Source organism: Sporomusa acidovorans (assembly GCF_900101845.1).
GTDB lineage: Bacteria > Bacillota > Negativicutes > Sporomusales > Sporomusaceae > Sporomusa > Sporomusa acidovorans.
This window is the reverse complement of the sequence record NZ_FNAM01000067.1, coordinates 1-24,385: the sequence shown is the minus strand read 5'-3', so window position 1 is coordinate 24,385 and position 24,385 is coordinate 1. Positions and strand designations below refer to the sequence as shown.

General features: G+C 42.0%; 22 protein-coding genes. All 22 read right to left on the bottom strand.

Annotated elements, in window-relative coordinates:
• Positions 1-241: 241 nt before the first annotated feature.
• Complete coding sequence (locus BLR65_RS26415; RefSeq protein ID WP_093797453.1) at positions 242-1,366, bottom strand: radical SAM protein; 1,125 nt, start codon at positions 1,364-1,366, stop codon at positions 242-244.
• Between the two features lie 258 nt (positions 1,367-1,624).
• Positions 1,625-2,263, bottom strand: coding sequence for a deoxyribose-phosphate aldolase (deoC, locus tag BLR65_RS26410; protein WP_093797451.1), 639 nt, complete (start codon positions 2,261-2,263; stop codon positions 1,625-1,627).
• A gap of 4 nt (positions 2,264-2,267) precedes the next feature.
• A complete protein-coding gene (locus BLR65_RS26405) occupies positions 2,268-3,275 on the bottom strand; it encodes an ABC transporter permease (RefSeq protein ID WP_093797450.1) in 1,008 nt (335 codons plus the stop codon).
• Positions 3,247-4,287 carry an ABC transporter permease gene (locus BLR65_RS26400; protein ID WP_093797448.1) on the bottom strand — a complete coding sequence of 347 codons (1,041 nt, stop codon included), beginning with the start codon at positions 4,285-4,287 and terminating at the stop codon, positions 3,247-3,249. Before BLR65_RS26400 ends, BLR65_RS26405 begins: the two co-directional genes overlap by 29 nt.
• A gap of 20 nt (positions 4,288-4,307) precedes the next feature.
• On the bottom strand, positions 4,308-5,792 hold the full coding sequence (locus tag BLR65_RS26395) for a sugar ABC transporter ATP-binding protein (RefSeq protein WP_093797446.1): 1,485 nt from the start codon (positions 5,790-5,792) through the stop codon (positions 4,308-4,310).
• A 105-nt stretch (positions 5,793-5,897) separates the two neighbouring features.
• Complete coding sequence (locus tag BLR65_RS26390) at positions 5,898-6,974, bottom strand: autoinducer 2 ABC transporter substrate-binding protein (RefSeq protein WP_093797444.1); 1,077 nt, start codon at positions 6,972-6,974, stop codon at positions 5,898-5,900.
• Positions 6,975-6,991: 17 nt separating this feature from the next.
• A complete protein-coding gene (locus tag BLR65_RS26385; RefSeq protein ID WP_093797442.1) occupies positions 6,992-7,438 on the bottom strand; it encodes an RbsD/FucU family protein in 447 nt (148 codons plus the stop codon).
• Positions 7,439-7,453: 15 nt separating this feature from the next.
• Entirely contained in the window at positions 7,454-8,380 is a 927-nt protein-coding gene (gene rbsK / locus BLR65_RS26380) for a ribokinase (protein WP_093797440.1), read from the bottom strand.
• A 17-nt stretch (positions 8,381-8,397) separates the two neighbouring features.
• Entirely contained in the window at positions 8,398-8,958 is a 561-nt protein-coding gene (locus BLR65_RS26375; protein ID WP_093797438.1) for an SIS domain-containing protein, read from the bottom strand.
• Positions 8,959-8,962: 4 nt separating this feature from the next.
• Positions 8,963-10,000, bottom strand: coding sequence for a LacI family DNA-binding transcriptional regulator (locus BLR65_RS26370; protein ID WP_093797436.1), 1,038 nt, complete (start codon positions 9,998-10,000; stop codon positions 8,963-8,965).
• Between the two features lie 200 nt (positions 10,001-10,200).
• Positions 10,201-11,808, bottom strand: coding sequence for a xylulokinase (locus BLR65_RS26365; protein WP_093797434.1), 1,608 nt, complete (start codon positions 11,806-11,808; stop codon positions 10,201-10,203).
• Positions 11,809-12,348: 540 nt separating this feature from the next.
• Complete coding sequence (locus tag BLR65_RS30215) at positions 12,349-12,489, bottom strand: hypothetical protein (protein WP_176772812.1); 141 nt, start codon at positions 12,487-12,489, stop codon at positions 12,349-12,351.
• A 217-nt stretch (positions 12,490-12,706) separates the two neighbouring features.
• A complete protein-coding gene (locus BLR65_RS26355) occupies positions 12,707-14,431 on the bottom strand; it encodes an SWIM zinc finger family protein (protein ID WP_093797430.1) in 1,725 nt (574 codons plus the stop codon).
• A gap of 50 nt (positions 14,432-14,481) precedes the next feature.
• Entirely contained in the window at positions 14,482-17,865 is a 3,384-nt protein-coding gene (locus BLR65_RS26350) for a DEAD/DEAH box helicase family protein (RefSeq protein WP_245693066.1), read from the bottom strand.
• A gap of 245 nt (positions 17,866-18,110) precedes the next feature.
• The gene (locus BLR65_RS26345; protein ID WP_093797455.1) at positions 18,111-18,479 is read right to left on the bottom strand and encodes an endonuclease domain-containing protein; all 369 of its coding nucleotides are present in this window, start codon (positions 18,477-18,479) and stop codon (positions 18,111-18,113) included.
• 124 nt (positions 18,480-18,603) lie between these two features.
• A complete protein-coding gene (locus BLR65_RS26340) occupies positions 18,604-19,659 on the bottom strand; it encodes a restriction endonuclease subunit S (RefSeq protein WP_211285193.1) in 1,056 nt (351 codons plus the stop codon).
• Between the two features lie 224 nt (positions 19,660-19,883).
• Entirely contained in the window at positions 19,884-20,027 is a 144-nt protein-coding gene (locus BLR65_RS31180) for a transposase (protein ID WP_245693065.1), read from the bottom strand.
• 92 nt (positions 20,028-20,119) lie between these two features.
• A complete protein-coding gene (locus BLR65_RS26330; RefSeq protein ID WP_245693064.1) occupies positions 20,120-22,117 on the bottom strand; it encodes a DEAD/DEAH box helicase family protein in 1,998 nt (665 codons plus the stop codon).
• Complete coding sequence (locus BLR65_RS31175; RefSeq protein ID WP_245693063.1) at positions 22,090-22,701, bottom strand: TOTE conflict system archaeo-eukaryotic primase domain-containing protein; 612 nt, start codon at positions 22,699-22,701, stop codon at positions 22,090-22,092. Before BLR65_RS31175 ends, BLR65_RS26330 begins: the two co-directional genes overlap by 28 nt.
• Positions 22,658-23,140 (bottom strand): TOTE conflict system archaeo-eukaryotic primase domain-containing protein, encoded by a 483-nt coding sequence (locus BLR65_RS31170; RefSeq protein WP_245693062.1) that lies wholly within the window; start codon positions 23,138-23,140, stop codon positions 22,658-22,660. Before BLR65_RS31170 ends, BLR65_RS31175 begins: the two co-directional genes overlap by 44 nt.
• Positions 23,141-23,288: 148 nt before the next feature.
• Complete coding sequence (locus BLR65_RS26325) at positions 23,289-23,624, bottom strand: hypothetical protein (RefSeq protein ID WP_093797424.1); 336 nt, start codon at positions 23,622-23,624, stop codon at positions 23,289-23,291.
• Positions 23,625-23,865: 241 nt separating this feature from the next.
• Entirely contained in the window at positions 23,866-24,018 is a 153-nt protein-coding gene (locus BLR65_RS30210; RefSeq protein ID WP_169716950.1) for a hypothetical protein, read from the bottom strand.
• Between the last annotated feature and the right edge of the window lie 367 nt (positions 24,019-24,385).

Sequence of the window (24,385 nt, the reverse complement as noted above, 5' to 3'; positions counted from 1 at the left end):
GTAGGCGGTCTATTTTCATGGCGAATCCTGCTTTCTCATGTTTAAGCTGCTTAGTTTGAGCGTATAAAGCTCACCGTTACCGGGGATACGGTTCTGCGTATCGGGTATAACGGCGGATTTTTTTGTTCAAACGAGCCTTTTGCGCCGTTTTTCGGTGTTACGAATTCAATGGTCGCAATTTTTATCGGTAAAAACAGGAAGTGACATTACTTCATGACGAATTTCCTAGTGACACACCATTCTAAAAATCTATAATATCTGGTTTATAGTCATCAGGCAATTCTTCTTCATTTAAAAACTTGAAATTGTCATCATTCAGTATTGGTATGAATATTTCGTATGGAATCATCGAAAATTCACAGGCATAAGTACTGGCTCCGAACCACATACCCGCTTTGCTGCTCAAATTTAAACTTCTTGCAAACTTTGTGTAGTTTGAACAATCATGAACTACTAAATCCCAGTTTTCTTCATCAGCTATTTTCATGAATTTCAAAGTTAATTCCCTGCTCCAAACTGGCGATATATAGCCATGTCGGGAAATATACATATTTTCTCCATAATAATTGTCTATGTTATTCTCATTTAAATGCAATTCCGCACAATTGATAAAATCGAGTTTTGTCTCGAAGACTGCTTGCTTTTTCCTAAAAAATGCTTCGAAAAACTCAGGAGTCATTGGAGTTTCAATACCTACACTTTTAATATATTTTTTCGCTAAGCCAATATTTTCAATTACTTTGTCCGAACAATTAGAAGCACCTAGGTTGAAACGTATCTCATTAAGACCGGCTTGACCTAATGCTTTCAATGTTTCTTCTGTAGCTAAAGTACCGTTTGTGTATAAATGTTGATAAATTTGAGCATCCCTAAATTTTTTTATAACCGAATAGTATTCTTCAATTTCCATGAAAGGCTCTAAATAAACGTAGGAAATGCCAGTAGGTTTCTGGTGAATAGAAAGCAGCAAATCAATATCCTTTTCGTAAAATTTTGTGCCGCCAATTTCCCACATACCTTCGCCAACAGGGTGAATATCTTCCAGTTCGCCATAATTATAACAAAATTTACACTCTAAATTACATTTGTTCGTTTTCCTGATTGCACTCAAACCAGTCCCCATCAGACAGGAACGACACCCTTTGGGGAATTTGCTTTCATTTCCTACAAAAAAAGTTCTATTTTCTAAGGTTTTCAGGCCGCTAATTTCCGACATCAGCGTAGCATTTCTATGATCAATTGCTGCCTCAATTTGCGCAAAAGTAGCGTAAATGATTTCTTCATGTTTTATACTAATTTTCTCTTCCTCCGGTAATTGTGAAAAAAAATCAAACCATAGCAACGCATCTTTCTTGGAAATTTTCATAACATATCCGCCTATCTGCTTAATCTAATACTTCACATTATTCGCCAAGTGTGAGTTCCGTTTAAAAATCGTGAGTTGAGCTTGGTTACTTATTTAAATTATACTGGGTTACGTATCCGTTTTCAACAATGTCGACGTGAATGATAAAAAGCTACAATTAAATAATGATAGAGATAACAAAGGAAGACAAAGAACGGTGGTACTGTCTTTTCGTTCTTTCGCAAGACAAATCCACCGCCCCTATTGACAACACTAATACTATTTTAACAAAACAATCCCATTGCCGGCGCCAATGCGATCAGCTCCGGCTTCGGCCAGCTGACAGGCAAATTCATGTGTGCGGATACCGCCACTAGCTTTGACCTTGGCCCGGTTACCAACAGTTTGGCGCATGAGTTTCACATCATTAAGCGTTGCACCGCCTGTGCTAAAACCAGTTGAAGTCTTAACGTAACCTGCTCCCGCGCGCACAGCTGCTTCACAGGCGGCAATCTTCTCTTCATCACTGAGTAAACACGTTTCGATGATAACCTTGACGGCAGCAGGTTTAGCTGCTTCCACAACCGCACGAATATCAGTTGTTACGAAATCTATATCTCCGTCTTTAATTCCGCCAATATTGATGACCATATCAATTTCTTCTGCTCCGGCTTTTACAGCTGCTTCAGCCTCAAAAGCCTTAACCTCAGTAATCATCGCCCCTAATGGAAAACCAACAACGCAACACGTTTTAATTCCACTACCCTTCAGCTCTGAGGCAACCAACGCCGCATGACAACTATTGACGCAGACCGAAGCAAATCCATAAGTACGAGCCTCGGCACAATAACGGCGGATTATTTCTTTCGTTGCTTCCGGTTTTAGCATTGTATGATCAATTATCTTTGCGATATCCATACCATCACCCTTTCATAGCTTGTTTTTTTTCACGCTCATTGACAATATAGTTGTAAATAAGGACAAAAATCAGTAGTCCGCCCCAAATGATCTGTCGATAAAAATTTGATATATCCTCATACATGTTGAGCCAGCTGCTAACCATTTGCACAATTACGGTTGCCATAACGACACCGCTAATATTACCTTTCCCACCATATGGATCTACACCGCCCAAAACAGCAATAAGTATAGCCTCCATCAAATACGATGCACCATAATCCGCCTTAGCCGAATTGAATCGTCCCAGCATAATAATCCCTGCCGCGGCACTTAGCACACCACTTAGTATATAGTTGATCATAAAAAGGCGTACATTATCAAACCCTGAAAAAGTAGAGGCTTTTACACTTGTACCAAGCATACGAAGCTTATACCCCAAAGTAGTCTTGCTCATAATAAACGCAGATATTGCCGCAAAAACACAGAAGATAATAATCGGCACCGGTATGCCCGCTACACTGCCGTTGATTGTAGCTGCCAACTGCTTTGGCAATCCCCCGAGTGTACTGCCATTGGTCATGACAATAGCAAAACCTGTATAAAGAGCCTGCGTCCCCAAGGTTGCCAAAATGGGTGTAATACCAACAACCCCAATCAAAAAGCCATTGAAAGCACCGCACAGCGCACTGACAGCAAATGCCATAAAACAGGCCGCTGCTATCATCAAAAACACAGCACTGCTGCTCATATCCGGTACGATAACAACTGATAAAAACTTTGCCATAAGCACGGCACAAAGATTAGCAATTGCTACAACACTAAGATCGATCCCCGCCGTAAATAAAGTAAATGCCATAGCGATAGACAAAAGGCCAAACTCAGGAAACTGCTTACCCATAGACTGGAAATTTGAAACACTAACGAACATAGACCCCTTAAGGGCTGTGCAAAGTACAAACACCATCAGAAAAACGACCAGGAGTCGGGCCAGGTTTTTATCCTTATTTATTACATGTCGGATTGCATCCATACCATTTTCCTCCTTCGTTCATCTTGATGGCAAGCTTTCTTTCGTTACGCTTTGCTTGGATTGCCGAAGCTGCTGTACCAATAATAATAATCGCACCAGTAAACACTTTCTGCCAAACCGTCGAAATGCCTAATAAAATGAGACTGTTATCTACAATAGTCAGGAGTGCCATACCCAGCATTGCACCGAGCACGCTGCCTTTGCCGCCTGTCATCCGCACACCGCCAAGGACACAAGCCGCAATAACTGTCATTTCCATACCTTCTAAATTATTGGGATGTACGGCAAGCAGCATTGTCGAACGCAATACCCCAATGAGTCCTGCCATGCAGCCAGAAAAAGCATAAATAAACAGCAGAATGCCAAAAACGTTGAAACCTGCTCTCTGTGCCGCTTTCACATCGCCACCGATCGCATAAATACCACGTCCCAGCATTGTTCTATTCAAAATAAACCATCCCAAAAAAATAAGCAATATCATCAGAAGGACAGCAACGGGCATATTGGAAGTCAGTCCTGAAACAGGATTTGTCGCTGAAAATAATTTCATCTCGCCAAGTTCCTTAAGAGGTGCACAAAGTGGGTATTCCCGCGATTTAAATACGCCCTGCATAATACCAAAACATATACTGCTCGTACCGAGGGTAACGATAAGGGCTGGAAACTTAAAATGCGCGATAATCACACCATTGAGTATACCAACCAGCAATCCAATAACCATCGCAACCCCAAAAAAGATCAGCGGGTTCGAGGCAACATCTTCTAGCTGCGAACAAACAACAAACATCGACAGCGAAGCAATGGCCGGAAACGAAACATCTACGCCGCCAGTAATAATGATAAACATTTCGCCGATACAGAACATCGCCGGTACCGAAAATGCCCGCACAATATCAACGAGGTTATTCCCTGTAAGAAACTGTCCACTTTTTATTTGAATGACCATACATAGGAGCAGGATGATCAATGCTACATAAAATTCGGTTGACTTCGCCGTTTTCTGCAAATTCATATATGAATCCTCCTATCCTTCTAATGTGCCAGCTCGGCAAGGCGGCTCTCCTCGAGGCCCTGTGTCGATAGAATTTCAACTAGTCGGCCTGACTGCATAACCATAACACGATTACAGTTCGTGAGCACCTCCGGCAAATCATCGGAAATAATAAAAACGGTAAGTCCCTGCTTGGCTAAGCGTTTTACCAGCTGATAAATATCAAATTTAGCACCGATATCCACACCAACTGTCGGTCCGTTCAGTATTAATACCTTAAGATCCAGTGCCAGCCACTTGGCTAAAACACATTTTTGTTGATTCCCGCCTGAAAGCGTCCCCACAGGATCTTCAAGGTTATGAACAGCAATAGACAATTCTTTAGCCCAATACGCTGCCATCTCCTGAACCTTCATACGATTAATTTTACCTAAGCAATTCGCATAATCATTCCATTTTTCAATGGAAATATTGTCTGCTACCGATTGCGATAAGAAGAGGCCTTCCGTAACACGATCCGAAGGCAGATAGCCTATACCATTTTCAATGCCCTGCTTTATTGAACGGATTTCCACCGGTTTTCCCTCAATTAAAATTTCTCCTGAATCTGCCGCATGATAACCAAATAAAGTCTCTGCCAATTCCGTACGGCCTGATCCTAAAAGGCCTGTTATGCCGACAATTTCACCCTGCTTAAGGCAAAAGCTTACATCCATAAATCCGTTGTTCAGAGAAAGGTTCTTGACTTCTAGTACTGTTGGCGCGTCTTCACTCGTATATTCATACCGTGATGAAACTATTTCACGCCCCGTCATATAATACGTAAACTTATTCTGATCAAGCTCTTTCGTATTTCCCTCAGCAACATTTTTTCCACTGCGGAAAATTGTAAAACGTTCAGCAATCTCGAATACCTCATCAAGCTTATGCGAAACAAAAAGCACCGCTATACCTTGCGCCTGTAACTGTTTTATAATTTTGAATAAGGCCTTGACTTCCCGCTTCGTGATAGCGGTTGTCGGCTCATCCATAATGATGAGTTTCGCATCATTTAACAAAGCGCGGCTGATAGCAATCATTTGACGCATACCCACCGTAAGATTTTCAACAGTTTCATCTAAATCGATTTCAAAACCGATTTTGGCTACAGCTTCTTCGGCAATTTTACGCATACGGGCTTTACTCACAAACTTCCTACCCGCTGCCACTTCCATATTGATTGCAAGGTTTTCCATGACCGTCAAATTGGGAAATAGCGATAGATCCTGGTAAATAACCTGTATACCATTCGCTATCGCTTGTTTGGGATTCATTTTTTCATGTTGTATACCATCGATTTCAATTGTTCCTGAATCCGGAGTATAGAAGCCTGAAATGATATTGATAATTGTCGATTTGCCACAACCATTCTCGCCTGCCAGGCAATGAATTTCGCCCTTTTTTATCTCAAGATTTACGCCATCAAGTGCCTTGACACCGCCGAAATATTTTTTAATATTTGTTGCTCTTATAATATAATCTGACAAACTTCTCCCCCCTTGCACACAACACATATTGTCTTTGTTATGGCGTCTATGTATTGGCAAAAGGGATGCGGCATCCAATGCCGCATCTTTTTGCCTAAACACACCTTAGAAATTATAGTTGTCTACGTTCTCCTTATTAATAGCGATCCAGCCTGCACCCATGAAAAGCGTTGGGTTATCTTTGCTCTGAATAAGTTTGCTGTAAGATTTTAAGCCAAGGTCGGTACCATCAGTGATCTTTTTGCCCTCAAGGATTTGACGGGCCATAACGCACATTGCATAGCCAGCTTCTGCCGGATCCCAAAGTGTAATATACGAAAGCGAGCCATCTTTAATAAGAGAGCGGCATTCATTCGGCATACCTGTGCCAACAACGAAAGCTTTTCCTTTTAGACCAAGTTCATTAATTGCGCGGGCAATCCCCGGTGTATCCATAGAAGACGTACCTACAAATCCAGTAACCTCTGGATGTGATTTCAGGACTTCCTTTGCAACCTGATACGCTTTTTCTGAATTATTCTGCGATTCTACACGTTTTGGATTATCAAGCAGTTTCAGTCCTGCATACTTCGACTGCTGCTGCGTAACAGCGCCATTTGCCCATTCGTTCTGTGAAGCGTTAGTAAGGTGAGCAACCATTGTTGTATAAACACCTTTTCCGCCCATCGATTCCTGAAGCTTATCCATAATGAAAGCTCCATAGCCGGCATTATTGAATGCCTCTAAATCATAGTCGACATTTTTACAACTGGATCCCTCGTGCGTGATAACAATGATCCCCTTATCGCGGGCTTCTTTCAAAACAGGATCACAGGCTGCCGGATCAACCGGCACAACACACAACGCATTGATTCCCTGATTGATAACATCCTGAATAACCTGAACCTGTTGTGCGGCATCAGTCGAAGCAGGACCTTTCTGGTAAGCATTGATGCCGGTATCAGCAGCATACTGTTTAACACCTTGCTCCATACGGGCAAACCATCCATTTGAAGAATCCTTTACAACAACTGCAATTTTCCAGTCCTTCTTTTGGCCCTGTGTTGCTACATCTGTTGTTGTAACAACCTTTTGTACTGATGCCTTCGGGGTATCGGCTTTCTTAGAATTGTCTCCACAGCCAGTCAGGCCAATGGATAAAAGTAATCCTAACGCAACTGCTAAATACTTTTTCTTTCCCATAAATATCCCCTCCTAATTTACATGACGCCTTTTTGTAATATAATACAGCCATATGGCTGCCGCTCCCCTGTGGATACAGTAACAAACGCGGTTTTTCCCTTTTCATAAAAATCAAATCGATCGATAAACCCTACACACTTTTCTCCCTTAGGCTCATTCCGTTTAACCGCAGCAATGAAGTCATCCCATACCTTTGGTCTTTCCATCTTACCCTTCAGATGATCCATCATGTCCATAATCATCACCGGATGCTCGACGTAATCGACATCAAGCGGCATAAGCTGAAGTACTGCATCAACCATCTCAGCCGCCCCGATACCGTCGGCATTAATGGTAATACCACTTTTCGCCATAGATACGGCCGGATAAAAGTCATCGGCAATTACAATTTGATCACCGTGTCCCATATCGGCCAATGCTTTCAATAAATCTGGATTAATGCATCTAGGAATTCCCTTTAACATGCCCCTTCCCCCTATCTAGTTATGCTGTTTAAGAAATACCTCTACCTCCTCTCGTGTCGGCATCGCCGGAGTCGTTCCAATTTTCTGGACAGAAAGCGCTGCCAGCGCACTTGCAAAGCGAGAAGCTTCCCAAAGATCCTTCCCCTCCGATAAGGCTGTCAAGAGGCCCCCATTGAATGCGTCCCCCGCACCCGTAGTATCGACTGCATCCACCTTAAATGCACTGATGATTTCCTCTCGCCCATGATCGGAAATGAATACCCCCCGTTCACCTAATGTTATTAAAACGACTTGGACGCCTTTATCAAAAAATACTTGCGCAGCCTTTTTCGCTGCCTCCAAACCTTCTACATGGATACCTGTCATCATTTCTGCTTCGACCTCATTTGGTGTCACCATGTAGATCTTAGATAAAAATTCATCCCTGATCGCCTGATAAGGAGCTGTATTCAAAATCACCTTACATCCACATTCGTTTGCCAAATCAACCAATCGCTCATTTGCGTCCTGGTTGACCTCCAACTGCAACAGCACATAAGCGCACTCACTGAGCAGCGGTCGCAAATTATCGACCTCTTGTGCCGTAATCGTACTGCATGCACCAGGCACAATAATGATTTCGTTCTGGCTTGTTTGTTCATCTACCATAATAATTGCAGAACCGGTACCAACCTCCGGATTATAAAGCATGTACTCTTTGCTCCAATTCAGTTCATCCATGACATTGAGGGCAACATCTGCAAATGTATCCTGTCCAACCTTAGTAATCATGGCTACGTCCGCTCCTGATTTATAAGCGGCAACGCCTTGATTAAATCCCTTGCCGCCAGCTCCCATCTTAAATATAGACCCCTTAACCGTTTCTCCCGGCTTCGGCAGATGTGATGCTCGTGCCATAAGATCGACAACAAAACTTCCGAAAACTGCAACTTTTTTCCCCATGAAAAAATCTCCCTTCGTTATTCAATATTACGATGGCGCGATTCCATCTGCTCAGGTGTCAAATTCATTTTATCCGCTAGCAGCATAACTACAATATCAAAAAGAAGAAACAAATGCTGTTCGAAAAGATTTCCCATAGGCTGAACAGATTGCACTACCCTCCTATCCCTGCCTTTATAGACACAGGCAGGGACAAATAAAGTGTATTCAGCTTCCTGCGGCGTTCTTTCCAGCGGTGCGCCTGTAATAACAAGACGACTGGCACCTGTTTTTTCCGCCTGATCCAGAAGGTAATCGATATAACCGATCTTGCCGGAGCCATTAACTACAATAAATAAATCTCCCTGCTGCATACCTGGCGTCGTATCATCCCAAAGCCAATGGGTTTCCTTTCCCAGATGCATCAGCCGCATCGCAAAGCTGCGGGCTGCAATTCCTTCGCGTCCGCAACCGGTTACAAAAATGCGTGCAGCGTTACTAATCATCTTCATCATGCTTTCTAACTGCATTTCATCCTGTGCTGCAAAAACTTGTCGATGCTCACTTAGCAGTACTTCGTACAGTTCCCGGTAAGTCATTTTGCTATCCTCTCCATTTCTCCGAACCCCTAAGGATAAGCTTTGTTGGCACAAAAATTTCCTGTCGGCAGGATATCTCATTTTTGTCTTTATTACTAAGCTCCGCTAACCGTTTTGTTAAAAGCTCTATGGCATTCCATCCCATACTATATACGTCACGATCGACGACACTTAATTTAATATTCATACATTTTAAAATATCCATATCGTCAAATCCAATCATTGAGATATCTCCACCGAGTATCAGCCCTTTTTCCGTAATATAATGCAGACAGCCCAACGAGGTCATATTATTTGATGAAAAAATGGCGGTCGGCGGTTCTGATTGCTCCATAAGACTGTGCATAAGCTCATAGGCCAATTCCTCATGAAAATTTCCCTGCCGTATATACCGCTCTTCCGGCTTGATATTCCATTTTTCTAAGGCCGCCAGATACCCCAGCCAACGCTCATTTCCGGGGCGAGAGTTCTCAGGTCCCTTTATCGTGGCTATACGACGATGGCCTTCCTGTAAAAGACAATCGACAGCAGCATAAGAACCATTGAAATCTTCGGAAAATACACCGTTCAAACGACAATTTTTGAGGCCTCGGTCAATAAGGACAACCGGGACACCCGCCTTCTCAAATTCCAGTAACCGCTTACAACTTTCAGCATTATTTGCATCGATAGGAATAACAATAATACCACTTAATCGTTCCGCCTTAACCGAACGAAAAAAGCGATGCTCTTTCTCTATGCTATCATCTGTTCCATATAAAAAAATATTATAACCATATCTTTCAGAGGCATTTGTTAATCCACGTAAAAGCTGCGAAAAAAAGGGATTTTCAATATCCGGAATCAAAAATCCAATATTCAGGGTATTACCTGTACTCAGGTTTCGGGCTAAAGCATTAGGCGTGTAATTCATCGAGGAAATAATATTCAAGATATTTCTTTTCGTCTCTTCACGCACATGGGGTTTATTGTTGATAACCCTGGATACTGTTGCTGCTGAGACACCTGCCTTTTTAGCAATATCATAAATGTTAATACTCATTTTTCCATATTCCTTTACATTGTAACCGCTTTTAGGTTCATTTTAGCAAATCATTCCGAATTGTCAATATATTTCCTTTGTGCTATTTACTTTCTTGTAAAAAAATATCAAAAAAACCGCGTCTATCATCAATACTCTGAAGACAGGCGCGGTTCCATGTAAATTATTAAAAATTCGCAGGAGTTTTTCTCACTTACTGCTTATTTAAGATTATCGACTGCTGCTCTTTCAATTGCAAGTCCCTTGGTGTATCGTTTGATAAACACGTTAAACCCTTCCGTATCCTTCGGTTCAGGATATATCTTTGTGCCGCCTTTCCCTGCAAATACTTTCTGTGCAAGATAAACCTCTAAGGGCTGATCGTTCTCCTTATTAAGCATGTAGGCTGCCAAGAGTGCAATCCCCCATGCGCCTCCCTCTCCGGCAGTTTCCATAACAGAAACCGGAACATCGATAGCTGCAGCCATGATCTTTTGACCCACATCTTTTGTCTTAAATAATCCACCATGTCCTAAAATTTCATCCAGTTGAACTCCTTCTTCTTTGAGAAGAATATCCAAACCGGTTTTTAACGCACCTAATGATGTGAATAAATGAACGCGCATGAAATTTGCTAAGTTGAATTTACTCTCCGGTGTGCGCACAAACAACGGACGTCCCTCTTCAAAATGGGTTATATGTTCGCCTGAGAAATAATTGTAAGCCAATAACCCACCGCAGTCGGAATCTCCGGCAAGTGCCTTATTATATAAAGTACCAAACAACTTATTCATATCGACTTTTATATCCATTGCTTCTGCAAACTCTTTAAACAATCCAACCCAAGCGTTAAGATCTGAGGTGCAGTTATTACAGTGAACCATAGCTACCAGGTTACCGACAGGTGTTGTAACCAGGTCAATTTCTTCATACACTTTTGACAATTCTTTTTCAAGTACGATCATTGCAAAAACAGAGGTTCCGGCTGAGACATTACCGGTACGCTTTGCAATGCTATTCGTTGCAACCATGCCTGTTCCTGCATCGCCTTCCGGAGGACAAAAGGGAATACCTGCTTTAAGCTGCCCTGTAACGTCTAATAGCTTTGCCCCTTCTTCGGTAAGAGCGCCGGCATTTTCACCCGCCAACAAAACCCTAGGAAAAATGTCTCCCAGTTTCCATGAGAAATTTTTCGAAGCAATTAATTCATCGAATTGTTCCATCATATGTTCGTTATAGTTATTTGTATTTATGTCAATAGGGAACATTCCGGATGCTTCACCAATACCGATAACTTTTTGTCCTGTTAGCTTCCAATGGATATATCCTTCCAAGGTTGTTTGGAAACAAATATCAGCTACATGTTCCTCCCCATTTAAAATGGCCTGATAAAGATGAGCAATGCTCCATCTTTGAGGAATATGATAGTTAAACAGTTTTGTCAACTCTTCGGAAGCTTTTTCAGTAATTGTGTTACGCCATGTACGGAAGGGAACTAAAAGTTCTCCCTCTTTGTTAAAAACCATGTAACCATGCATCATGGCACTGACGCCAATTGCACCAATTGTTTGAATAGTAACTCCATATTTTTCTTTAACGTCTTCAGCCATCTTCCGATAACTTTCCTGCACACCAGCCCAAGCATCCTCCAGACTGTACGTCCAGATATTGTTGATATATTGGTTCTCCCAATCATGACTGCCGGAAGCGATAGGTGCATTATCTTCACCAATCAAAACCGCTTTGATTCGAGTTGAACCGAGTTCGATACCAAGTACCGTTTTACCATTCATAATGGCATTTTTTATTGCATTCATTTTCGTACTCATAAAAAAACTCCATAATATTATATTAGTTTCCTATTCTTCCCCATCCTGAGCATTTGCACTGTGTTTCCGTGCAAATAAGCTAGAATTCCTTGTAAATCAATATTTTTGCAATTATTTGTGACTTTTAACTTTTTTTTCAAACTTTCTAATAAGTCAAAATATACCATGCTATTACATTGTTCTAGCTAACTCCGATAAATCCTTGTATACACCACCATTTTTGCTATTTTAAACAAAATTATTTACTTGGTTTTGCTTTCTTTGACCCGTTTCATAGTTTCCAGAAAACGTCGATAATCTTTATCTTCAAAAAAACATATCCTGGCAGTTTATCCCTCACATCATAATATGATATATTCCGCTGTCACTCTTTTTTCTCGCACATCTTACCATACATCACCGATAACATGGCCGTACTTATCGTTCACATTTTTAGTTATGCCCTCCTGCAATTAATCTTGCAGGAGAAAATTAAAAAGGATCGCAACTGCAGGATTATTTCTGCCCTACACATGCGATCCTAAGATTTTTGCAGCAGTATTAAGTATCAGTCTGGGGGTTGGCTGATTTTTTTCGCAAACGGAAATAGGACTGGTAAATTTCGTGTAAATCCATCTCCTCAATAATTTGTCCGAGCAACCTGACAGAGTCGTCTTCCGGAATAAGAATTTCGATATTCATGGGAAGCTTTAGTTGAAAAACGTTTCCCAATTTTGTATAATTTTTATGTGTTATTAATTTAGTGGCATAAGTAAATTGTAACACGCAATCCCTAGGCTGTTTAGGCTGGGGATTATTTTTTGCATAAAAAACTGTTGCACTAAGCAGGTTATTTCCTACTTAGTGCAACAGCCCCTTTACATTTTCAATAGTATCGGCAGAAATGCCGAGCCTAAGCCTATACCCTTGTCAATTCATCCCTGAACGCCGGTCTGTTTGCATAGTTGGCAAACAGCTTCTGTTTGATTGCCAGCGCCTGGTCCTTTCCCCCTGCTTTTTTTAGGTTCCGGATAATAGCGCAAACTCCCTGATAAGCCCTTCTATTGCCCGCCCTTGCTGCCGCCTGTTCAATATATGTTAAAAACAAAGCAAAAACCTCTTCCCTGAATTCAGGAACAAGGTGTTTATAATAGCTTTCAACTAGTGAGGGACTTCCTTTAACATACTCAAGGAGTTTTTTCTTTTCTCCCTCCTCGATAAGAATACCGGTATAAATGCCGTTATAAATTTTTTTTTGTTCTTCCAGCCGGGAGATAATTTGAGGATAGACAGCGGCCCATTCGCCGTCATTATAGGTGCTTTTCAAATCCAGATAATAGTCAAAGCTGCCATCCAGAATAAAATCCATTGCCAAGCCGCGACGTTCTGCAAGCTTGCCGGAAAGCTTATAAGCTTTGTACCGGTACTCCCGCCAATTATTCACAAGCCCCCGCAGGTCTTGGTCCTTTGCTTCACCCTCAAGTGCAAGCCTGATTACCTCAGCATAAGCCTTGCTCTGCATCGCCCGTTCTATGGTCATTTTACGGAAGCTGGAAAACCGGAGGTTCTGCTCTATAAACTCCAGCGCCGGTTTCTCGCCTTCATTCTGCAATATCACATTGTATCTGATTTGAAAAACTTTTTCCTTGAAATAATTACTGCTCCAGGAATCCCCTGCGGCATCATCCAGCATTGCCTGCAGGCGATTTTCCAAGCTGTTTCTTAAAGAAGGAATATCCGCCAGTGCCGAACAAGTTTCTAACAGTTCCAGCCGCCAGTCAGGCCATCCATCATACCGTGTATTGGCCGCTTCTTCCATAAGTTTGTTAAAAAGGCCTTCTTTAATACCCAGATTGAATTCTTTCTCCTCAACTATTTCTTTGATAAAATCAAGGGTTTCCTCAATCAGCCCACCAACACAGCCGTCAGAATCATCACAGCTATCCAGCAGGTCCATCAGTTCATGAATGACGCAAAGGGTAAGGTCCAACGCATGGAGGGTTTTCTCGTATGCCATGGCGGTCCGAGCCTTTTTTAGAACCATGTCCGCACCTCTTACGGCTTCATAAGTATCTCCATAGGCAACAAAACCATGCCGGTCAGAATTCTTATTAACAAAAGTACGAATAAGCTTAATCGACTTTCCGATCTCCTCAGCATCATTTGTCTCACCAAGATTTAGCTCAATCCGCTGTTTTATCTCATCGTACTCGGCGGCAATATCCAGTAAAAAGCCAACCAGTTCTTCCTTGGTTTTCCGGGAAAGAAGGTCTTTCATACTGCGGGCCTTTCCTTTCTGGGGGACTGAAGATTTGTTTCCTTGTCTCAAACTAATTTTACTTTTTAACCCATCGCTGTCTTTTGTTGAATGCTCCCGTTTCATATCCCGCAATGCAAGGAATACCGCCACCTGGTGCTTGCAATACTCTCCCATGTCATAAGGGCAGTCACACTGGGTATCAATTATATTTGCTTCGTCATCCAGTTCAACATCGACCAAATAAAGCTCTGTGCCCGTCACTTCTGCCTCGTAGTTATTGTCAGCCGTTTCCTTTATGGAGTCCACACAGTTGTTTTCAAAATAATCATATCCCCTTGCCAGGATTTTTCTGTCAATATAGCTTTCAAAATCGTTAAGATTCATCAAACATCGTTCCTTCCTTTTATTAGGCACTCTATGGTCTTCTGGAAATTCTAGCCAACAACTCGCACAGCATTTTCCTTAATCTCAGTTACAAGCTCCATAATACGCTGCTGTTTTGTTTTATCAAATGCCTTCATAAAGCTGACCGGCTTATCAAAAGGCGGCTTCATCAGCTCGGCCATACTCTCAACATAGCCGTTTTGTACAATATAATCAACAATCTTTTTCACAAAAACAATTTGCGTTTGGCTGAGTGACTGGTCATTGATGAATTCCGAAAACACCTTCAATGCAGCATCATATTCGAGCTTACCAATCTTACGCACCAGCAAACCAAACGGCGTGCTGCCGAATTCCCGCTCGTAATCATTTTTGCTGCCAAGCTCGCCTGTCAGGATATGTTCAAGATTCTTATAGTCCTCTGACGTTAACGGAATATTATTGCGTAATTTATAAATAGCAAGGCTGTCTTTGTTCTTTTCAATATAGCGGTTTACTTTTAGCTTATAATCTGCGAAATCATAGGCATAATCTAGCGGGTTACCTTCCTTTACCGCCAGAATATTATCCGCTAAGTTCGTATAGATGACATTCCGTTTGCCATCATCTACGATAAACTTAATTAAGTCCCTTAGTTCAGCCCGCACCTCTTCAAATGCTAAAATATCGGTATCCTGCCAGAATTCATCTGTTTGTATGGTATTGATCATTTCTATCTTTTCTTTTACCTGGGGAATGCTGACTTTTTTAGCCAGACTCAGGCCAATATTCGTTAATTGCCGCTTACTGCGTTTAAAATACGGCAAAGCCTCTATCTGCGCCAGCATCAAACCGTACATTAAATTATCGAAGTTCTTGGCATACTCATCGGTATCATCCATATAGACAAGCGGCGCAAGATATTCGATCAGATTATGCTTGTCATTATCGCTTAGACAAACAAACCCGGCTTTTTTCTTATATAGTTCCACATATTGCCGCACAAGCTTAACGGCAACCAGTTGAAGGTTGAGCGTCCGAATCTGCCGGACAACCCCTTCGACTAATTCATTGTGCCAGGTCTGGTATGCCTCATCACTAAAGGATGCCTGCTGCAAATGACTGATCAGCCTGATTTTCTTACTGAAAATAGCTTCTGTGATACTTTCCGCCTCACGGGATTCTATCCCATGCGGCTTTTGGCGGAAAAATTCAAAGTTGCCCAGATAGTAAAATATATAAAAGCACTCCTTATCTTGTCCTGGACCAAATAAATTGCCGCAAAGTCTGGTACCGCGGCCGATCATTTGCCAAAACTTCGTTTTGGAGCGCACTTTTTTGAAAAATACCAGATTAACGATTTCCGGCACGTCTATGCCGGTATCCAGCATATCAACCGAAACGGCGATTTGCGGATACCTTTCAGGAATTTTAAAGTCCGCGATTCGATCCTGGGCATAGGTTATTTTAGTATCAATAATCTGGGCAAATTGCCCCTTGTACTGCGGATACAGCTTGTTAAACCGCTGCTCAATATATTCGGCATGCTTATGATTGGCAGCAAAGACAATGGTTTTTCCCAGCTTGTCGCCGCCCGCTATCTTTAGTCCCTTAGTCATGAGATGCTCTAACACATAGTCAACAGTATTTTGATTGAAGATGAATTCGTTGATCGCCGGCGAAGGAATAAAGTCAGGCATTTCTCCGTCCTCATCGGTAAAATCTTCCTCATACCGCACCTTGTCCTCCTGAGAAAGCTCATCATAGGTAATGCCCTCATCTAAAAATTTCGTACGCACTTCAATATTGTGATAGGGTACCAGCACCTTATCGGTTTCAACTGCCGTTTCATAGGCATAAGCATATGTCGGCACGCCGCGTTCCATTTCAAAGAAATCGTAGGTATTCCGATCTACTTCAGTTTTCGGCGTGGCCGTTAAGCCTACTATATAGGCATCAAAATACTCAAAAATAGCCCGATATTTCTTAAAAATGCTCCGATGCGCTTCATCAACAATAATCAGATCAAAATGAGCAGGTGTAAACAGCTTTTTCCCCTCATCACTTTTGGCTGTATCAATCGAATTCAGCATAGTCGGATAAGTAGAAAAAACAATACGGGCATTTTTATCGTCCTTGCCGTTCAAAAGATTACAAAGCGACATATCTGGCAAATAGGTCTTATAGTCATCCTTGGCCTGTTTGACTAGCGCCGTTCTGTCGGCCAGAAAAAGGGTATTGGTAATATACCCGCCCCGCGACAATACATCGGTAAGGCTGGAAGAGGTTCTGGTCTTGCCTGTGCCTGTTGCCATCACCAGCAGCGATTTTCTGTGTCCGGTAGTGATATTTTCGCAAATGGCACGAATAGCTTCTTTTTGATAATAGCGGTCTGTTATGCTATCCTGAATGTTAACTTCATTTAAGTCCTTACGCTGGGTTCTGCGGCCCATAAGCTTTTCCAGATCAGCTTTGGAAAATACGCCGCTGACCTTTCGTTGCGGCGAAGAACAATCATCCCATATGTACCACTCAAAACCGTTTGTCATAAACATTATTGGCCGCCTGCCGGTCATCCGTTCCAGACAATCGGCATACAGCTTGGCTTGGTGAATACCAATTTTCGGATTTTTGGCAGTTCGCTTGGCTTCAATGAGCGCGAGCGGCAAACCATCCTTGCCATATAGGACATAGTCGGCAAAGCCCTTCTTTTCATTGTTGGGCATACCGGTAAGTTCTACTTCTTCTTTAACGTCATCGCCAAATACCCAGCCTAATAGCTTTAGATCAACATCAATATAACGCTTGCGGGTTTGAAATTCGGATATATCCGCCGGGGTAAATTCCCGCTCTTCTTTGTGCTGTTCCTTGTGCGCGGTAAGCGCACCGCTCATTTCGGCTATTTGCGCCAGCAGCTTTTCAATTTCCGAATCCTTTTGCTTAATCAGGCTATCGTCAACGATGGTTTTGCCTTGCGGTATGGCTGCTTCAGCAAAAAAACGTTCCTCATAGTTCACGCCATAGCAATAGTCCAGCCACTGTATAAACTCAAACAGCGCCCGTAATGACAAAACAGCGTCATTTTGACTGACTGCCTTTTCCGTGTGAACAGCCAGATTGCCCAGTTTAATAATATAAGGCAGCTTCCCCCAGGTTTTGCTATCCAGGGCGAAACGGAAAGTGGGCTCATGAATAAGGGACTGCAAATTGTCTTTATAGGGCATAGATATCGTGTTATCGGCTGAATATACCCATTTCACCGCCAGCTCCAATGCCTTCCTGGCTCCCACCGCCGCCATGGCCGGCGAAGTAAAGAGTACCTTTTCCGCTTCTATAGCAGCAGACGCAAACAGCTTATATTCGGCTTGTCCCTGTAAAAAATCAAAATTTGCCGGCATATAGATCACCTTATTTCTTATCAGAATCTTGCCTTCAACCTCTGCCTCCCTTGCCAAAGGAGAGGTGGTTCATCACCAGCGGCAGGATTCCGCTCCAATTTTGTTCGTTTTTGCTGGCTTGAGCGGTTCTTGATCCCCCTGTCACTATCGTGACTTCGTCCTTTCGCAAGGGGGGACACGGGCTGGGACTACTCAAAAAAGCAAACAAACTAAATCAATCGTATCTGTTGCCTTTCAACCCTTGCCTCCCTTGTCAAAGGGAGGTGGCACCGCAGTGCCGGTGGGATTCCTCACCCTTACAGTTAAACCTTATTCATCGTCCTATCTTGTATCACCCTATCAATACTCTGACAAACGCCTGGAAAATTATCGTTGATATCTTTATTGGAAAACCGAATAACCGCTAAATCATATGTATGTAACGTTTCTGTCCGCTTTTGGTCATCATTGATCCCGGCATCGCTATAATGCTGACTTCCATCAAGTTCAATGACCAGCTTAGCCTTGGCGCAATAAAAATCTACAATAAAATTGCCAATCACCTTTTGACGCAAAATATGTACAGGATATAGTCTTAAAAACTCAAACCATAGTTTTCTTTCTTCCGGCGTCATATTTTTTCTGAGTTTTCGTGCGTTCGGAGTAAGCGCTTTATTATGTTTTCTTGGCATAATGCGTTCTCCTTTTTTGATATTTCTGCCTTCAATCCCCGCCCTATTAAAGCAAGGCATCGCTGCCAACAACAACCCCTGCCTCCCTTGCCAAAGGGAGGTGGCGCCTCAGCGCCGGAGGGATTCACATCCCCCTGTCACTTTCGTGACTTCTGATTTTGGTGACGATTTCGGCAAATTGGTTCTGAAGGTGTAATGGTGGAAGTAAGACAGGAAATTTTTTCAATTGTCGCGAATTTATAGTTGCTATGCCAGTCGTCTGCTTAGCTGCTCGTAGAAAGTATTTCTTGCCATATTGACTTCCTGTTAGAAAACATATAAATATGGGTAGTGCTACGTTTTTTTCTATCCGCACCCGAAATATATGATTTTGATGAATACAGTTCTCAACCTCACCATTCCATATAGCACATCTCCCTAATTTATCTGGATCACCACCTTCGGTCATTAATAAATCACCAGAAGATAAACGATATTTAATGACATCATCAGGCAATACTTCTATCTTTTTAACCTCATTTAAAACCAAATGTCCATCTTGCACATTTTCCACACGCATATAGGGAACCACTACTAAATTTTGTGCTGCTAGTTTTCTACCTTTTGTAACACCAGATATTATATCAGATATATCCTCTAATGGTTTATCTATCCATCCATGTGGATTTTGTTCAGGATCGCCAAACATATCATAAAAAGTAGCCTTAATCAAATGATCCAATTCAGTCAACTGCTTTTTACGAAGTGCTATCACTTCCGCTGCAGCATCAAGGGTTTGGGCAATTTTCTTTTGTACTTCAAGGGGCGGAAGGGGAATAATAACTTTCAACAAGTTAGCTTTTGTCAAGCTAGGTATTGTAACTGTTGTATTTAATTTTTCAAAATCATAATTAACGCAAAAATAATACAAAAACTTTGGTTCTAATAAGTTTTTTTTTGCTTTTAAACCAAATGCAGTATCAACATTCCAAAATTTCTTTTCAACAAAAATTGGCTTATTAATATTGCCTTTACGCCCAATAATAACTGTTCTTTCTTCACAAATATAGTCATTTGCATACCCCATAATTCCGCCACTACCATAAGGGTATGAACCATCTTCATCAAGAACATTTTTTTGAGATTTACCATTGATAATCTCTAATACTTCACACCATTGCCTATTCTCCCACTTACTCACCAATAAGCCCCCTCAATTCTTCCATCTTAGAGCTTATTTCCATTCCCAGTTCATCCAGCCGTGTCATGATCACATAAGGGGGATCATATTCCACCTTTTCGTATTTAAGGAAACACAGGGACAGGGATTCTGTTTCAAGCTTTCATCATACTAAAAGGCTCTTGGGTTTCTTGTAACAAGAGGTGTATATGATTATCCATTAAACAATAGGCAAAAATTCGGCATTAGCTGATTTCTTTGTATTTTGCGAGGTCTTCGATTAATTTCAGCCGATCTTCATCATCTTCAAAAATGCTTTGCCGATTGATCCCACGTAATATGATATGATATATTCCACTGCTGCTTTTTTCTCTTGGTTTTCTTGCCACATTCTTCGCCTCTGAGAAAATTATACCACCTCTCCCCCACATCGAAACGATGTCCCTGTCCCCCTGTTTTCCATAATTACCAAACAATGCAATTATTTATCAATGCTCTTAATAAGTTCATTTGCGATATTGGAACTGTCCAGTCGCATAATGCTCTCTTCCGCACTGCCAAAACTCAATAGATTTATACTGCCATACCAAACCGTTTTCTGATCCATAATTGCAAATTTCTGGTGTATTTTAGTTTTAAAGATCAGATGTATTCCTATATCTTCAATTAAATTCAAAACCTCAATTAAAGCGTTTCTATTTTTGGCTTCAAAATCTTCGACCGGTCGCGTCACTATGGTTACTGTCACCTTATTTTGCACCGCAACCTGCAAAAACTCCAGCATCTTCAAAGTACGCCGTTTAGTAATAAAAGGGCTTACTATCACAATTTCCTTAACCGCATTCACAATATCATTGGTATATACCGGCAAAAAATTACTCTTGTCAAAAATAATGTTAATAGAATCAGTTAGAGCCGTTTCGCCTTTTGTCTTATAACCAATCGCGGCATATCCGTTCAGCCGCTTATTATACATTTTTTCCAGCATCCGCACGTGAATATCTACATAATCATAAATTTGCACTTCGTTTTTATTGTCAAATAACCTGTGAAGTCGCCCTGCATATTGCTGAAGTGTACCTTTCCAGGAAATCGGCATAGCTAAAAATAAAGTGTCGAGCCGGGGCTCATCAAACCCCTCCCCTATATACTTGCCTGTAGATACTAACGTCAACGGTTTATCCGCAGGCACACTGGCTATTGCCTGCATGACTTCCCGGGTTTCTTTGGCTCCCATCCCCCCCTTAAGGGAAATTACATCAGGAATTCTTTTGCTTAATTCCTTTGCCAGCAATTCAACATGTGCAGTTCTCTCTGTCAAAACAATGCAGTTCCTGCCCTTTTCGTGATTCCTAGCAACATCATCTATAATCAATTCATTTCTGAGGTTATTTTCAGTGATTTCCGCATACAGTTCATGAATAGTTACATCTTTCTCTTCTCTGCCTAAGGGAACCCTAAAAGACGTAAATCTTGGGATAACATAATGCTCAAACGGTCTTTTCTCAGCCTGTTTTCTTGCATCATCCCGGTAACGTATCCCGCCGCACTGCATAAAGATGATCGGATGATGACCGTCCTTTCTGGTAGGTGTTGCCGTCAAACCGTAAACATATTTTGCATTTGTGCTTTTGAGCACCTTTTCAAAGCTGAATGCGGATATATGATGACATTCATCAACAATAACCATGCCATAATCTTTTACACACTCTTTGACTTCACCCATTCGGTTGAGTGACTGAATTACGGCTATGTCGATGATACCGCTTAAGTTATGCTTGCCTGCGCCTAGTTGCCCAATAACACTGTGAGTTTTTTTCCTGCCTCGCTTGTTCGGCATATTTGCATCAGTATCCGGCAAAACCTCCTGAATCGCCAGAAATTCCGTCAGCTTTTTCTTCCATTGTGCGACCAGACTGACTTTGTCGACCAAAATAAGCGTATTTACTTTTCTTTCAGCGATCAACTTAATGGCCACAACCGTTTTTCCAAAAGCGGTTGTGCCGGAGAGAACTCCGGTATCGTATTCAAGCAACCGTTTCAGTGCTACAGGTTGTTCATCCCTTAATTGGCCGGTAAATTCAACGTTAATTTTTTTAGCACAATTCGTCTTATCTACATAACGTACATCAATTGCATATTCCGCCAAAAGTGCCTGTAAATCTTGCCCCGAGCCTCTTGGCAAACATAAGTATTCCGTCGTTTCTTCCGAGCACGATATGATTCTGGGAATTTGGCCGGTTGGCATACGCATAGCCTGCATTTTGTAAAACTCCGGGTTTTTGAAAGCTGCCAATCTCTTTAAGTGATTTAAAGCCTTCTCGGAGAAACCTGCCTTAGGTACAAACAGCATATTGGCTTGCACTATTTCCACTTTAGACGGAAAATCTTTTGCTGATAACTGAATCCTGCTTGTCTCCCAGGGCTTCGCCGGTACCTCCTCATCTTTTTTCAAGACACCGTATTCGTTGCGTTGCATAGTTTTGTTGTAAACAGAATAATATCATCTTCAGATAATCTGGAGAGAGAGGCTAAGAATGCCCATTGATCCTCATAAGACTTATAATTCTCATCTATAAACTCACTATTATTTACACTTCTCGGTTCCCTTTGCAGCGGAAGCGCAATCAAATTGCCCAGACCGCCTTTGGGCATGGTATCTTGATTTGGAAACAGCCGGTCATAAGATTTAAATGTGATCTCATGCCTTTTGCTCATGGAATGAGTAAGCAATGCTGTGCCGAATCTTCGGGCCGTCGCTGCCGGTATCGGTTGTTTGAAGAAGAACCATGCATGACTGCCATTGCCGGAACGAGAACGTTCTATCGCAACAGGAATGCTAAATTCCCGACATATATCCCGCAATGCTCCCACATCTTTTTGCCAGTCTCCTTCATCGAAATCAATTGCCAGGAAACAGCAGGTTTCATCGGGAAGAAGCGGATATATCCCGGCCACAAAATTACCACGACCTCGCAAGTGGTCATCAATAGTCTCTTCATCTAGAGCGGCATATGCTTTATTCGGACAACGTCCGCAGCTTTCCGCTGGTTTTCTGCACAATCCGGCTTTCCATTCGTTTAAGCAAACCGGCGAATACCCTGAGGTACCTTTCTTTTTTATTCTCCCATCTTTTAGCAAAAACATCATCACGACCTTTAAATAGTGCCATAAATAGCTCAATTTTAGCTTGCGGATCAGAAAAATTATTAATACTTGATAGGGAAACCCGATCTTCGTTTTCACAAGACCGGTTCGGAGGCAAAGACTCCTCTACAAGATAACTGCTATCTGACGATAATACATCCGTATTTTGTTCTGGAACAGTCTGAATGTCCGAAATTCCAAACCGTTCCTTAAGATTCTTTAGCTCTTTTTTAAGATTTTTGTTTTCAGCTAAAAGTGTTTGGTATTTCTCCAGTAGCTCTTCAAAGTTCATATGGGCATATTTTGACATGTTATTCATTATTCTTACTCCATCATTGAAAATAAAAATAACCATAACTACCGCTCAATAAGTTATGGCTATTTTCTATTCAGAGCTGGCTAAGTCCTGCTATATATTTGCATATGATAATAATCGGGTCAAAGTAAAGAACTATTTCATAAGTAAATCAGGAAGCATAGAACGCCCCTTTACTCTTGGAGGATTAGTAATTGGAGGGATAATGAATTTGCTTCTGCATAAAATCGGCGACTTCTTGACGTATTCTGCAGCTGTCCCGAACACCTTCCCGGTAAACAATTTCGGTCGCTAGTCCGGATTCCATGGTTGTAGCGGCTTCATACTTCATAACCAGCTGTAGCAGTTCCGGACGCTGTTCCTCCAGTTCGCGGGCAATTTCCACAAGCTTTGCTAGTACAGACCCGGCCTCCTTCATTACTTGCCTGTACTTTACATCAGCTACCCCGGCTATACTGAGAATATCATCCACTCTGTCAAGGACATACTGCTCAAACGCCTGGTCTAAAATACTGTTAAACACAACAAAAGCCCCCCTATACTTAGGCTGCGGCATACACGTCAGCGCTGCCGCCAGCTTTTTTTATAGGGGGAAATTAAAAAGCGCATGCGAGGCTGTTACCCCTACACATGCGCTTTGCTTCGTCGTCTGCTAAATCCCAATACCAACAAGCCAGGTCACAACCCGGCCTTCAACAGAAAAGCGGTCAATAAAAATATGTACGCAACACTTGCCCTTCCGTTGACAGTGTATCAGAATCGGCTTAATCTTCTGTTGCATAAGTCGCACAGTCTGCTCCCGCTTTGCCGGCATCTCCGTTATACTCAATGCCTCGCTTGTCTTCAAGCGGGCGGCATTGTATAATAGAAATGTCGTCGTGGACAGCTTGTCTGTTACGTGTAGGTGCTGTTTTCACCTGCGCGTGCCACGGGAGTGCGTCAACACTTCCGGGTCACGGCGACTTTTTGGGGCAATACCAAAAGTAAGACCCCTTTCTCCCCCAGCTTTATACTGACGAATAAACCTAATTATTTCGCTACTATCTGTCATGGAGAACCAAGCCTGTCTCTTTTATTTTTAATCCGGTCAAATAACGGAAATCAGCAGGTGGCAAGTTCTTCCTCCCGCTGTTTACATTCGTGACATGATAGCAAAAGTTGACGGAAAAGGAACGTCCCCTATCGCCCTAATCAGTTATATCTTTCCGCCGTTTTTAAAATTATCTTGCCGACTGTTTCTCGTAAATCAGCAGGAGCCAATACCTCTGCCTTATCTCCGAAACT

What these genes read in the sequence shown, in the direction of transcription:
- deoC (WP_093797451.1), bottom strand. Translation starts at nt 2,263, where the DNA reads ATGGATATCGCAAAGATAATTGATCATACAATGCTAAAACCGGAAGCA.
- BLR65_RS26405 (WP_093797450.1), bottom strand. Translation starts at nt 3,275, where the DNA reads ATGGATGCAATCCGACATGTAATAAATAAGGATAAAAACCTGGCCCGA.
- BLR65_RS26330 (WP_245693064.1), bottom strand. Translation starts at nt 22,117, where the DNA reads ATGCAACGCAACGAATACGGTGTCTTGAAAAAAGATGAGGAGGTACCG.
- BLR65_RS26385 (WP_093797442.1), bottom strand. Translation starts at nt 7,438, where the DNA reads ATGTTAAAGGGAATTCCTAGATGCATTAATCCAGATTTATTGAAAGCA.
- BLR65_RS31170 (WP_245693062.1), bottom strand. Translation starts at nt 23,140, where the DNA reads ATGGTTATTTTTATTTTCAATGATGGAGTAAGAATAATGAATAACATG.
- rbsK (WP_093797440.1), bottom strand. Translation starts at nt 8,380, where the DNA reads ATGGGGAAAAAAGTTGCAGTTTTCGGAAGTTTTGTTGTCGATCTTATG.
- BLR65_RS26390 (WP_093797444.1), bottom strand. Translation starts at nt 6,974, where the DNA reads ATGGGAAAGAAAAAGTATTTAGCAGTTGCGTTAGGATTACTTTTATCC.
- BLR65_RS26355 (WP_093797430.1), bottom strand. Translation starts at nt 14,431, where the DNA reads ATGAATCTTAACGATTTTGAAAGCTATATTGACAGAAAAATCCTGGCA.
- BLR65_RS26400 (WP_093797448.1), bottom strand. Translation starts at nt 4,287, where the DNA reads ATGAATTTGCAGAAAACGGCGAAGTCAACCGAATTTTATGTAGCATTG.
- BLR65_RS26345 (WP_093797455.1), bottom strand. Translation starts at nt 18,479, where the DNA reads ATGCCAAGAAAACATAATAAAGCGCTTACTCCGAACGCACGAAAACTC.
- BLR65_RS26365 (WP_093797434.1), bottom strand. Translation starts at nt 11,808, where the DNA reads ATGAGTACGAAAATGAATGCAATAAAAAATGCCATTATGAATGGTAAA.
- BLR65_RS30215 (WP_176772812.1), bottom strand. Translation starts at nt 12,489, where the DNA reads ATGAATATCGAAATTCTTATTCCGGAAGACGACTCTGTCAGGTTGCTC.
- BLR65_RS26375 (WP_093797438.1), bottom strand. Translation starts at nt 8,958, where the DNA reads ATGACTTACCGGGAACTGTACGAAGTACTGCTAAGTGAGCATCGACAA.
- BLR65_RS26415 (WP_093797453.1), bottom strand. Translation starts at nt 1,366, where the DNA reads ATGAAAATTTCCAAGAAAGATGCGTTGCTATGGTTTGATTTTTTTTCA.
- BLR65_RS26370 (WP_093797436.1), bottom strand. Translation starts at nt 10,000, where the DNA reads ATGAGTATTAACATTTATGATATTGCTAAAAAGGCAGGTGTCTCAGCA.